The organism is Rahnella sp. CG8 (assembly GCF_023701875.1).
Classification (GTDB): Bacteria; Pseudomonadota; Gammaproteobacteria; order Enterobacterales; family Enterobacteriaceae; genus Rahnella; species Rahnella aceris.
In genome coordinates this window covers 1-12,279 of record NZ_JABAED010000037.1, presented here as the reverse complement: position 1 = coordinate 12,279, position 12,279 = coordinate 1, and the positions used below count along the sequence as shown (strand labels likewise).

At 51.7% G+C, this 12,279-nt stretch carries 9 protein-coding genes; 5 read left to right on the top strand and 4 right to left on the bottom strand.

Annotated elements, in window-relative coordinates; translation table 11 throughout:
• Positions 1 to 31: 31 nt before the first annotated feature.
• Positions 32 to 589 carry a YtfJ family protein gene (locus HGO41_RS23030; RefSeq protein WP_121020152.1) on the bottom strand — a complete coding sequence of 186 codons (558 nt, stop codon included), beginning with the start codon at positions 587 to 589 and terminating at the stop codon, positions 32 to 34.
• 309 nt (positions 590 to 898) lie between these two features.
• Here HGO41_RS23030 and HGO41_RS23025 point away from each other — a divergent pair, with 309 nt between their 5' ends.
• Positions 899 to 1,105, top strand: a complete 207-nt coding sequence (locus HGO41_RS23025) for a DUF1107 domain-containing protein (protein ID WP_013573785.1) — start codon at positions 899 to 901, stop codon at positions 1,103 to 1,105.
• A gap of 113 nt (positions 1,106 to 1,218) precedes the next feature.
• On the opposite strand, the gene paeA is transcribed toward HGO41_RS23025, so the two are convergent.
• Both paeA and msrA read right to left on the bottom strand, forming a co-directional pair.
• A complete protein-coding gene (gene paeA, locus HGO41_RS23020; RefSeq protein ID WP_013573786.1) occupies positions 1,219 to 2,568 on the bottom strand; it encodes a polyamine export protein PaeA in 1,350 nt (449 codons plus the stop codon).
• A 228-nt stretch (positions 2,569 to 2,796) separates the two neighbouring features.
• Positions 2,797 to 3,432 (bottom strand): peptide-methionine (S)-S-oxide reductase MsrA, encoded by a 636-nt coding sequence (gene msrA / locus HGO41_RS23015; RefSeq protein WP_014411565.1) that lies wholly within the window; start codon positions 3,430 to 3,432, stop codon positions 2,797 to 2,799.
• 329 nt (positions 3,433 to 3,761) lie between these two features.
• On the opposite strand from msrA, the gene tamA reads away from it, so the two are divergent.
• The 3 genes from tamA to HGO41_RS23000 are packed head-to-tail and all read left to right on the top strand — an operon-like array spanning position 3,762 to position 9,638.
• The gene (gene tamA, locus HGO41_RS23010; RefSeq protein ID WP_222940672.1) at positions 3,762 to 5,441 is read left to right on the top strand and encodes an autotransporter assembly complex protein TamA; all 1,680 of its coding nucleotides are present in this window, start codon (positions 3,762 to 3,764) and stop codon (positions 5,439 to 5,441) included.
• Positions 5,438 to 9,253, top strand: a complete 3,816-nt coding sequence (tamB, locus tag HGO41_RS23005) for an autotransporter assembly complex protein TamB (RefSeq protein ID WP_250981498.1) — start codon at positions 5,438 to 5,440, stop codon at positions 9,251 to 9,253. Before tamA ends, tamB begins: the two co-directional genes overlap by 4 nt.
• 31 nt (positions 9,254 to 9,284) lie before the next feature.
• On the top strand, positions 9,285 to 9,638 hold the full coding sequence (locus tag HGO41_RS23000; protein ID WP_013573790.1) for a gamma-glutamylcyclotransferase family protein: 354 nt from the start codon (positions 9,285 to 9,287) through the stop codon (positions 9,636 to 9,638).
• Between the two features lie 101 nt (positions 9,639 to 9,739).
• Here the strand turns inward: HGO41_RS23000 and ppa are convergent, their stop codons facing one another.
• Positions 9,740 to 10,270: an inorganic diphosphatase gene (gene ppa / locus HGO41_RS22995; RefSeq protein WP_013573791.1), complete on the bottom strand. Its 531-nt coding sequence runs from the start codon at positions 10,268 to 10,270 to the stop codon at positions 9,740 to 9,742.
• 316 nt (positions 10,271 to 10,586) lie between these two features.
• Between ppa and HGO41_RS22990 the strand changes: the two genes are divergently transcribed.
• Positions 10,587 to 12,158, top strand: coding sequence for a methyl-accepting chemotaxis protein (locus tag HGO41_RS22990; RefSeq protein ID WP_153376583.1), 1,572 nt, complete (start codon positions 10,587 to 10,589; stop codon positions 12,156 to 12,158).
• The last annotated feature ends 121 nt before the right edge of the window (positions 12,159 to 12,279 follow it).

Here is a 12,279-nt window from a genome sequence, read left to right as displayed (position 1 = left end):
ACACCCCGGTTTACGCCGGGGTTTTTACGTTTTATTCTTTTACCAGCTGATCCACCAGCGTAATCACCTGCTGGACTTCCTGCGGTGACAACTGCCCGTCTTTGGCGAATTTAATTACCCCGTGTTTATCCAGAACCACCACCGCTGAACTTTCCGGTTGCAGGTCCCATGCCTTTTTCACCGCACCGTTGCTGTCGACAATTACCTGCGACCACGGGAATTCACGTTTGCCGCTTTCTATGCTTTTACGCACAAACATGCCGGTACCGATAATAGCGTCGTCGGTATTGACGATAGTCGTGGTCTGATAACGGTCATGGGGCAAATTCGCGGCTCTGATCGCCGTAATTAGCGGTTCGTTCAGGGCCTTGGCGCTGCTTCTTCCCGCCATGTGCTGCACAATACGCACTTTTCCAGGAAGTTTTGCGCTGTTCCATTTGCTGTAACTGAATGCATCCTTAACGTCATTCAGTTCGCCTTTATCATCCACCCCGACCGGTGCCAGACGCTGGCCGACGGTAAAGTTGTGGGCAGATGCAAAAAGCGAAAATGTCATAAAAGTGATCACAAAAAGACTTCTTAAAAGCATAGATTCTCCGGGGCGCAAAAGAACAGTCACGCCAATCATAGGACGCCCTAAGTGGTCTGTCCTGTTGGTATGTTAAATTTGTGTTGCTGATTACAAAATTGCCACATAAAGCAGGGTTATACTGTGTTTGAATGTCAGGGTTTAAGACAATACTGAAAATCAATGTAAAAGCAGTTAAATCCACTGGCAATACCTGAGTGCCCTGCTATGTTATAGGTCTCTTCACTGCAAAACACTTTTCTGTCCCGGTATCTGTCGCCTTGCGACGTGGCCGGTACCTGCAGTGATTTAACGGAGAACAATAGAAAAATGAGAATATTCCAGCGTTACAATCCGATGAAAGTCGCAAAGTACGTTAAGACACTGTTTCGTGGACGTTTGTATATCAAGGACGTCGGCGCTTTTGAATTCGACCAAGGCAAGATCCTGTTGCCTAAGGTACGCGATAAGCGCCACTTTAGCGTGATGTCTGAAGTTAACCGTCAGGTTACGCATTTGCAGGCAGAAATGGGCTAAGTGTGCCCTGCGTGTTGTCACTGCTTTATAGCAGTGTGCGCAAAAAGAAACGGCTCCCTGAAGGAGCCGTTAGTGTTTCTGGCGTTTGAATTTTCCACGCTTGAAAAAGCGCCTTACCCCTGCGCTTTCTTGTCGTCTTTAATTTCCTGCGGCGTTTTTGGCAGCAGCGGTGCAGCAGGCTGGTCGACAATACGCGTCACCAGCAACTGATCAATCTTATAGCTGTCGATATCGACCACTTCAAATTTGAAGCCGGAGAATTTCACAAAATCCGTACGCTTAGGGATCTTGCGCAGCATGAACATCATGAAGCCGCCGATGGTTTCATAGTTACCGGATTGCGGGAATTCTTCGATATGCAGCACGCGCATCACGTCTTCGATTGGCGTACCGCCTTCAACCAGCCATGAATGCTCATCACGGGCCACAATCTGTTCTTCCATACCCTGACCCACCAGATCCCCCATCAGCGTGGTCATCACGTCGTTAAGCGTGATAATACCCACCACCAGCGCATATTCGTTGAGGATCACGGCAAAGTCTTCGCCTGCCGCTTTGAAGCTTTCCAGTGCTTCGGAAAGCGTCAGCGTATCCGGCACAATCAGCGCATTGCGGATTTGCACACCGCTGCTCAACATTAAGCTCTGATTACCCAGCACACGGTTCAGTAAATCTTTCGAATCAACATAACCGACGACCTGATCAATATGACCGTCACACACCAGGAATTTGGAATGCGGGTGTGTGGCGATTTTCTCTTTAATACTTTCTTCGCTTTCACGCAGGTCAAAATAAATCACGCTTTCACGCGAGGTCATTGACGACGGAACGGTACGGGATTCCAGCTCGAACACATTTTCAATCAGTTCATGTTCCTGCTTACGCAGTACGCCCGCCAGCGCACCGGCTTCAAAGACGGCATAAATATCGTCGGAAGTGATGTCGTCGTTACGCACCATGGGCAGCTTGAACAGACGGAAAATCATGTTCGCCATACCGTTGAAGAACCACACCATCGGGCGGCAAATCATCAGACAGAAACGCATCGGGTTGACTATACGGACGGCAACCGACTCAGGTGAAATCATACCGATGCGCTTCGGTGTCAGGTCAGCAAACAAAATGAACAGGCTGGTGACCAGCACGAACGAAAAGATAAAGCTGATCTGATCCGCCATTTCAGGCGACATAAAGCGGATAAAAAAGGTCCGGAAAGCCGGGGAAAATGCGGCATCACCCACGATACCACCGAGGATGGCGACGGCATTGAGGCCAATCTGCACCACGGTAAAGAACAGGCCAGGGGTTTCCTGTAACTTCATGACACGGGAGGCATTGACGTTTCCTTCGTCTGCCAACTGTTTGAGTTTTATTTTGCGGGAAGCGGCCAGCGATATCTCTGACAGCGAGAAAAAGGCACTGATCGCGATTAATAAGAGAATCAGTAAAATACTGTTTAACATAATCTATCCGTTTAACACCGGAATTAACCGGCAGAGAAAGGCACTCATTATTTTTGTTGCTTAAAGAACACCCTTTTTAAAAAAACATTAAAAAGCTGTTCAGAAGAAAAAAGCGTTAAGGATGAAAAACAAAGATAATTGCCAGAAATAGTTTTCAAGGGCCACTTTTGTGACCCGCATAGTATAGCAGCAGCACTGAGACTGCCGCCAGCGCTTAAAAATCCCGCATTATTGCGGCGGCAGACAGACGCCTATGCCGCCTAATCCGCAGTAACCTTCCGGGTTTTTGAACAGATATTGCTGATGTTCATCTTCCGCATAATAGAACGGCAGGGCTTCGGTGATTTCCGTGGTAATAGTGCGCTTATCGTTCGCTTCGTCCATAGCCTGCTGGAAACTCGCCAGACTTGCCAGCGCCTGATCCTGTTGTTCTGCGCTCAGCACATACAGCGCGGAGCGATATTGCGTGCCAATATCGCCGCCCTGACGCATACCCTGCGCCGGGTCGTGATTTTCCCAGAAAATCTGCAACAGTTTTGTGTAGCTGATAATCGCCGGGTCAAAGACTACGCGCACGACTTCCGCATGACCGGTCTGGCCGGTACACACTTCACGGTAGGTCGGGTTGGGAGTGAAACCGCCGCTATAACCGGCTGCCGTACTGTAAACCCCTTCCTGTTGCCAGAACAAACGCTCTACGCCCCAGAAGCAGCCCATCGCAAAAATCGCGACTTCCATGTTGTCAGGAACATGCGTCATTGAGTGGCCACTTACTGCATGAAGGGTTGCCACCGGCATCGGGGTTGTACGGCCAGGTAACGCTTCTGCCTGCGTGACAGACTGCGTTTTATCGGAAAGTTGCACCACAGAAAACTCCAGTTGTTGCTTTAGTGAACGAGGTTTGTCACAAAAGGTTTGTACGAATAACAACGACCAACAGGTCAGTGTTAGTTGTATCTGATTGCGTCTTTGCACACAATACGAAGGACGTTGCTTCGTCGTTGAACATTTTCAGGGGATTAGCACTAAAATGCTTTCATCAGACTTTAAAAAGATGAATCTGCCAAAGATGGGCAGATAATCTCCGGCGGGCATCTGATATTTTAACAGGACAGTAAAATTTAGCAGGAGTGCGTGTGCCACGATATCGTGAACTGGGTTTGTTATTTGTACTGCTGGCCCCCTCACTTTCCATGGCAGCGAAGGTGCGTTTGCAACTGGAAGGCCTGGATGGCGATTTAGAAAGGAACGTCCGCGTCCGTTTATCAGCCATTCAAAGCGATGAAGTCGGGGCTAACGGACGGTTCCGTGCCCGCGTCAGTGCCGCTATTGAACAGGGTTTACGGCCGCTGGGGTATTATTCGCCGACCATCGATTTTGATTACCGCGAAACACCGCCGCCGGGGCGTCCGGTGTTGATTGCCAAAGTGACACCAGGGATACCGGTGAAAATCGCTGGCACGAGTGTCGTGATTGAAGGGCAGGCAGACAAAGATAATGAATTCGAACAGCTCAAACAGCGTGATGTGCCTGCGGTAGGGACGATTTTAAACCACGGGACGTACGATAATTTCAAAAGCTCACTGACCGGCATTGCCCTGCGCAAAGGTTATTTTGACGCCACGATGCGTAAAAGCCAACTGGGCGTCATCGAAGACGAGCACAAAGCGTTCTGGGACATTCAGTTTGACAGCGGCGAGCGTTACCGCTTCGGTGATGTGCATTATCAGGGATCGCAGATCCGTGATGAATATCTGCAAAATCTGGTGCCATTTCATCAGGGTGATTACTACACCACGGCGCAACTGGCTGAGCTTAACCGCCGCCTGTCTGCTACCGGCTGGTTTAACTCTGTTGTCGTGTCCCCGGATTTCACGGATGCCAAAGCCACGAAAACCCTGCCGCTGAATGCCGTGGTGTCGCCGCGCACCGAGAATACCATCGAAACCGGTATCGGTTATTCCACGGACATTGGCCCGCGGGTGACGGCCAACTGGAAGAAACCATGGGTTAACGATCGTGGCCAGAGTTTTGAAACCTCAACCACGCTCTCCGGCCCGGAGCAGTCTTTAGATCTCAGTTATAAAATTCCGCTGCTGAAATCCCCGCTGGAGCAATATTACCTGGTGCAGGGCGGTTTCAAACGTGAAGACCTGAACGATACCAATTCAGATTCCACCACCGTCAATCTGGCGCGTTATTGGGATCTCTCGAGCGGCTGGCAGCATGCGGTCAATCTGCGCTGGAGCCTTGATCACTTTACGCAGGGTAGCGTGACCAACACCACCATGCTGATTTATCCGGGTGTGAGCCTCAACCGTACGCGTCAGCGCGGCGGTCTGATGCCAACCTGGGGCGATTCTCAGCGCTACTCTCTTGATGTGTCCGATACTAGCTGGGGTTCTGACGTCGATTTCGCCGTGATTCAGGCGCAAAACGTCTGGATCCGCACCCTGGCTGACAAGCACCGTTTTGTGTTCCGCGGCAATCTGGGGTGGATTGAAACCAATGACTTCGAACGTGTGCCGCCATCCTTGCGCTTCTTCGCCGGTGGTGACCGCAGTATCCGTGGTTACAAATACAAATCCATTTCTCCACGTGATGACGAAGGCAAGCTGACCGGTGCGTCCTATCTGGGCACCGGTTCTGTGGAATACCAGTACAACGTGACCGGAAAATGGTGGGGCGCCGTGTTTGTCGATTCCGGTGAAGCGGTTAATGACATTACACAAAACGATTTTAAAACCGGCGCGGGTGTGGGTGTGCGCTGGGCTTCACCGATCGGCCCGGTGAAATTAGATGTTGCCGCTCCGGTTGGCGACAAAGATGAGCATGGATTGCAGTTTTACATCGGTTTGGGTCCGGAATTATGAGTTTATTTAAAAAAATCTGCCTGGGATTCCTGATTTTCCTGGTGCTGTTAATCAGCCTGGTGGCCTTTCTGGTCGGCACACAAACCGGTTTGCACCTGATGATCAACGGTGCCAACCGGTTCGTACCGGGCCTGAACATAGCCAGTACCGAAGGCGGATGGCGCGACCTGACACTGAAAGGCGTGCATTACGAAATGCCGGGTGTGGACGTTAAAGCCGGGGAGTTTCACCTTTCCCTCGATTTCTCCTGCCTGAAAAACAGCGCGCTTTGCGTCAATGCGTTGCGGGTGAAAGACGTGAATGTGGTGGTCAATACCAAAGAAATGACGCCAGCCGCCGCGCAACCTGAGCCGGAAAACAGCGAGCCGCTAACCAATCTCAGCACGCCGTATCCGATCACGCTGCGTTTGCTGACGCTGGATAACATCAATATTACGCTGGATGACCGGGCTATTTCGCTGGCGTCATTCCGCACAGGGGCGCACTGGGAAGGCCGCGCAATTCAGCTGATGCCAACGCGTATCGGCGGATTACTGATTGCGCTGCCGAAAACGCCGGTCAGCCCGTTACCGGACGTGGTGCAGGCCGCGCAGGACAAAGCCGTCGAAAAAGCGACGGGCAAACCGGCACAACCGCCGGTGGTCGTGCCGGAGAAACCGCTGGGTGAAACATTGCAGGAGTTGTTTGCTAAACCGCTGCTGCCTGAGTTACCGGATTTCCGTCTGCCGGTTGATCTGGATATTCAGCAAATTCTCGCCGAAAACCTGCGTCTCACCGGCGATACCGATGTGCTGATCACCCGTTTCGAGCTGAAAGCCAATACGCAAAATCAGATTGTAAAACTGGATAAACTGATGGTGCGCTCGCCACAGGGTTCCGTGGATGGTATGGGGCAGGCGACGCTCAACCAGAACTGGCCGGTCGATATGACCCTCAATACCGCCGTGAATATCGATCCGCTGAAAGGGGAGAAGATCAAACTGAAAGTCGCGGGCGGGCTGCGCGATAAGCTGGATGTTGGCCTCAATCTTTCCGGCCCGGTGCGTGCTCAGCTGGCCTTGCAAACTCAGCTGGCGGAAGCCGGTTTGCCGTTGGATCTGCAACTTACCAGCGATGCGCTGCAATGGCCGCTGACCGGCACGCCGCAGTATCAGGTGAAAGGCTTCAAATTTAACGTGAGTGGTAAAGCGACCGATTACGCGCTGTCACTGCGTTCAGATTTCAAAGGCGAGCAGATACCGCCTGCGACGCTGACCCTTGACGGTAAAGGCAACGTGGAGCAGTTCAAACTGAGCCTGCTGCGCCTTGCCGCGCTGGAAGGCAATACCGACCTGACCGGCGTGGTGGACTGGAGTAAAGCCATCAGCTGGAACAGTGAACTGAAGCTGACCGGCATTAATACCGCTAAACAGTATCCTGACTGGCCGGCGAAATTGCAGGGTAAGATCACCACGCGCGGCAGCCTGTATGGCGGCACATGGCAGATTCAGGTGCCGGTGCTGGATCTGACCGGTAACGTGAAGCAAAACGCGGTCAAAGCGCAGGGTAATGTGCGCGGCAACAGTTATGGCCAGTGGGATATCCCGCAACTGCATCTTGAACTGGGGCGCAATAATCTGGATGTGAAGGGGACGCTCGCTGATACCTGGAATCTCGACGCTAAAGTCGATGCCCCACATCTTGACGGTGCATTGCCGGGTCTTGGCGGTGTAGTGAAAGGAATGCTGCAACTGCGCGGTGATCTCAAGGCACCGAAGCTGCTGGCGGATATAACAGCGACGGGCCTTAAATGGCAGGCGCTGACGGTGCGGCGCGTGGATATTAAAGGCGACGTCAGCTCTACCGATCAGATCCAGGGGAATTTTAGTGTACGCGTTCAGCAGCTTAAACAGGATGCGCTGGATATCACTGACATTAATCTCGAGGCCAAAGGTAACGAGAAAAAGCATGAACTGACGTTGAAAGTCGATGGCAAACCGGTTTCAGGCCGTCTGGCGCTGAGCGGCAGTTTTGACCGTGCAACCGAGGAATGGAAAGGCGACATCACCAATACCTTGTTTGATACGCCAGTCGGGCAATGGCGACTGAACCGTTCGATTGCACTGGATTACTTTAATAAAGAGCAACGGATCACCGTTGGCCCGCATTGCTGGCAAAATCCGAATGCTGATTTGTGTGTACCGAAAACGATTGATGCCGGTGCCAGCGGGCAGGCGAGCGTGGTGCTCAACCGCTTTGACCTGGCGATGATCAAACCTTTCCTGACCGATGACACACAGCTGAGCGGCGTGTTCAGTGGGAAAGCCGATGTGAGCTGGAAAGCGGAAGGCGGACTGCCGCAGGCCAGTGTTTCACTGGTGGGTAAAGGCGTGAAAGTTCAGCAACTGGTGCAGGGCAGCCCGCTGCCGGTGGCGTTTGATACGCTGAATCTGAACGCCGGGCTGAACAACGGTCGTGCCAGTCTCGACTGGCTGATTAAAATCACCCACAACGGTCAGCTTGACGGCAGCATCCAGATTGCCGATCCGCAGGGAAAACGTAACCTCAGCGGTAATGTGAATATTGCCCGTATCTCGATGGCCTTGCTGCAACCCGCGCTGATGGACGGCGAAAAAGCCTCGGGTATTTTGAATGCCAATCTGCGCCTCGGCGGTAACGCACAGAAACCGCTGGTGTTTGGCAGGCTTGCGCTGACCGGTGTTGATTTCGACGCGCAATTTATGCCGTTTGATATCACCGATGCCAATATCGGCATTAATTTCAACGGTATGTCATCCATCATGGAAGGGGTGATCAAAACCGCGCAGGGTCAGCTTGAGCTGAACGGTAACGCCGACTGGAGTGAAATTAATGCCTGGCGCGCCCGCATCGCGGCGAGAGGCAACAAAGTGCGGGTTTCCGTGCCACCGATGGTACGTCTGGACGTTTCACCGGATTTAGTGTTTGATGCCACGCCGCAGTTGTTCTCGCTTAACGGAACCGTTGATATTCCGTGGGCGCGCATTACGGTGCAGGAATTGCCGGAAAGTGCAGTGGGCGTGTCGTCGGATGAAGTAATGCTCAACGACCAGCGTCAGCCTATCGCACCGGCTTCTGCTTCTATTCCGATCAACAGCAATCTGATGGTGAACATTGGTAAAGATGTTCGTCTCGATGCCTTCGGTCTGAAAGCCCGGCTGGAAGGTGCGCTGAAAGTGGCACAGGACAGCCGCGGCCTGGGGCTGAACGGGCAAATTAATATTCCGTCCGGGCGCTTCCATGCTTACGGGCAGGATCTGATTGTGCGGAAAGGCCAGTTGCTGTTCTCCGGCCCGGCGGACCAGCCGCTTCTGAATCTGGAAGCGATCCGTAACCCGGACGCGACAGAAAACGATGTGGTTGCTGGTTTGAGAGTTACCGGTGAGGCCGATGCGCCTAAACTTGAAATATTCTCAGATCCGGCGATGTCACAGCAGGAAGCCTTGTCCTACCTGCTTCGCGGGCAAGGATTAGACAACTCCGGCGGTGACAGTGGCGCAATGACTTCCGCTCTTATCGGGTTAGGGGTTGCACAAAGTGGTAAACTTGTGGGTAAAATCGGCGAGGCATTCGGTGTCAGCAATCTGGCGCTGGATACTCAGGGCGTGGGAGACAGCTCCCAGGTCGTGGTCAGTGGTTATGTTTTACCGGGTTTACAGGTGAAATATGGCGTCGGGATATTCGACTCGCTGGCAACGCTCACTCTGCGCTACCGGTTGATGCCCAAGCTTTACCTGCAGGCTGTATCGGGCATCGATCAGGCATTGGATTTGCTCTATCAGTTTGAGTTTTAATTCATGTGACTTTTACTATACGAATATAAACATGCGAATAATTGTTTACGGTAGCTTACGACGCAAGCAAGGCAACAGTCATTGGATGACGAATGCTCAATGGTTGGGTGATCATGAGCTGGAAGGTTACGCCCTGTATAATCTGGGTCACTATCCTGCTGTTATACCAGGGGAAGGCAAAGTCTATTGCGAAGTTTACCGCATTAACTCGTCCATCATGGCTGAGTTAGATGAGCTGAAAAGTAATACGAAAGATTATCGTCGTGAGCTGATTTCGACACCTTATGGCAGCGCCTGGATTTACCTCTACATTCGTTCACTGGATGGTGTGCCGAGAATTGAGGGTGGTGACTGGGTTAAGCGTAACGAAGCAGTAAGTGAGTAATCTGAGCAAGGTCGTCGGAAAATAATCGTTGTCTGACAACGCTTAATACATAAAAAAACACCGCCATCTGGCGGTGTTTTTTTGTTCAAATGGCAGAAAACTTATTTGTTTTTAGCACGTTCGAAAGAGGTCACGATTTCAGCTTTTGCAGCAGCAGCATCAGCCCAACCGTCAACTTTTACCCATTTGCCTTTTTCCAGCGCTTTGTATTGCTCGAAGAAGTGGGTGATCTGGCCGCGCAGCAGTTCTGGCAGGTCGTTCACATCTTTGATGTGATCGTATTCTTTGCTCAGTTTGGTGTGCGGAACGGCAACCAGTTTCGCATCTTCACCGGCTTCGTCGGTCATTTTCAGCATACCGACAGGGCGGCAGCGGATCACAGAACCTGGTTGCAGCGGGTACGGAGTTGGAACCAGAACGTCAACCGGGTCGCCATCCAGAGACAGCGTGTGGTTGATGTAACCGTAGTTGCACGGATAGAACATCGCAGTAGACATGAAACGGTCTACAAACAGCGCGCCGGTATCTTTATCCACTTCGTACTTGATTGGATCTGCGTTTGCAGGAATTTCGATCACTACGTAGATATCTTCTGGCAGTTCTTTGCCCGCCGGGACATTCAGTAAGCTCATTGTTGGTTTCCTTCATTGAACCAGGAATAGAGTGCCGCACATTATAGCCAACTCTCCCGCGATTTCCCGCCCTTTTCGTCGAATCGTCTGCGCGCATTTCCCGGCATGACCTGCTGTTGAACCTCGGCTAAATCTTCCGTATTGGCAGTAAAATTTACTGATCCGATACTTTTCCGCGTAACTGCCTGTTTTTGCTTTTCTTATCAAGATATTCGAGCGATTGCCGATAACAATATTCAAACAAAAAATCAGGATTAACCTGATCCCTACCCATCTGAAGTATCTCCTTTTCACCTGAATGGCTGGATAACACCGTATGTTGAATAAGTTGAGCGTAAAAGCCGGTCTGATTGGCCTGCTGGTATTTATGACGTTAATTCTCTTGCTGGTGAGCGTACTGGGGGCGAATGCCATCCGGCAAAGTGCGACATCACTGCAAAAAATTAACCAGCTTCAGGGCGATGAACTTGGTTCACTGGCCGACAGCTACAGTTTCTCGTTGCGCACGCGTGTCGCCAGCGGCGTGGCGGTACGTCAGCTGGAAATTGGCATGATGGATGATGCGAAAAATACAGCGGACCGCATGAGCGGTTATATCAAACAAGCCGATACCGATCTGGCGAAATTTATCAGCATCCAGGATGACACTCAGCAGGGCAGAGATTTATCCGACGCAGTAAAGAAAACCTACGATGCCTATAAAGCTAACGGCTTAGTGCCGCTGCTGGCAGCAATTCAGGCGCAAAGTGCAGACGGTTATTACGATGTGCTGGAAAACAAAATCACGCCTTACAGCAATGCTTATGATAAAGCGCTGGCGGATTTCCGTGCCTATGCCGTAGATAATACCAATAACCGGATTGAACAGGCCCGCGCCAATGCACGTATCCAACTGACGGTGATTGCCACCAGCTTCATCATTGCGCTGATTATCGCGGTGCTGGCATGGTTCGCCTTGCAGAAGATCATCATGCATCCGCTGACATTCTCCATTGCGCAACTGGAATACATCGCCCAAGGCGATCTGACCCATGAAATTGATGATTCCCGTAATAACGAAATGGGGCGTTTACTGAAAGCGATGAAGCAAATGCAGGATTCGCTGGCGCTTTCTGTCGGACGCGTACGCGATGCCGGGAATCAGATCGATGTCGGTTCCCGCGAACTGGCTGCCGGTAACGTCCATCTGGCGCAGCGCACCGAAGAATCCGCTGCATCGCTGGAAGAAACTGCCGCGAGCATGGAGCAACTGACCTCAACCGTGCGCATGAATGCCGCGAACTCTGACCAGGCCAATCAACTGGCGCAAAGCGTGTCAGTCATTGCCAATAAAGGCAGCGAAGTCGTCCATCAGGTAATGGATAAAATGCAGGGCATCACCGATAGCTCAAAACGTATTGGCGACATTATTACGGTCATCGACGGCATTGCCTTCCAGACCAATATTCTGGCGCTGAATGCGGCAGTCGAAGCCGCACGTGCCGGCGAGCAGGGTCGTGGTTTTGCGGTGGTGGCGGGTGAAGTACGAAGCCTGGCGCAACGCAGTGCGCAATCGGCTAAAGAGATTAAAGAGCTGATTGTGGATTCTGAAAGCCGGGTTTCTGAAGGTTCGGATATGGTGAGATCTGCCGCAAACACTATGCTGGAAATCTCCAGCGAAGTGACACGAGTGACCAGCCTGATGCGTGAGATTTCCATCGCGACGACAGAACAAACGCACGGCATCGAACAGGTGAACGTGGCGATTACGCAGATGGATCAGGTAGCGCAGCAAAACGCCGCACTGGTGGAACAGGCGACAGCGGCCACACGTTCACTGGAAGAGCAGGCGCAGTTACTGGCAAAAAGCATGGCGGTGTTTAAACTCAATCGAGCCGATCATTTCTGAAAAAATCCTGAGCGGTAAACAATAAAAAAGGTGGCTTTTAAGCCTAATGCCGATCGTTTAAGGATCAGTTGACCGATCCGGTGGCTCGTGTAAAAAGGGTTCATGCTCATCATGGACCCTT

Bases quoted from the DNA above. Each gene is read 5' to 3' on its own strand.
- tamB (WP_250981498.1), top strand. From the start codon at position 5,438: ATGAGTTTATTTAAAAAAATCTGCCTGGGATTCCTGATTTTCCTGGTG.
- HGO41_RS23030 (WP_121020152.1), bottom strand. From the start codon at position 589: ATGCTTTTAAGAAGTCTTTTTGTGATCACTTTTATGACATTTTCGCTT.
- tamA (WP_222940672.1), top strand. From the start codon at position 3,762: ATGGCAGCGAAGGTGCGTTTGCAACTGGAAGGCCTGGATGGCGATTTA.
- paeA (WP_013573786.1), bottom strand. From the start codon at position 2,568: ATGTTAAACAGTATTTTACTGATTCTCTTATTAATCGCGATCAGTGCC.
- HGO41_RS22990 (WP_153376583.1), top strand. From the start codon at position 10,587: ATGTTGAATAAGTTGAGCGTAAAAGCCGGTCTGATTGGCCTGCTGGTA.
- HGO41_RS23025 (WP_013573785.1), top strand. From the start codon at position 899: ATGAGAATATTCCAGCGTTACAATCCGATGAAAGTCGCAAAGTACGTT.
- ppa (WP_013573791.1), bottom strand. From the start codon at position 10,270: ATGAGCTTACTGAATGTCCCGGCGGGCAAAGAACTGCCAGAAGATATC.
- HGO41_RS23000 (WP_013573790.1), top strand. From the start codon at position 9,285: ATGCGAATAATTGTTTACGGTAGCTTACGACGCAAGCAAGGCAACAGT.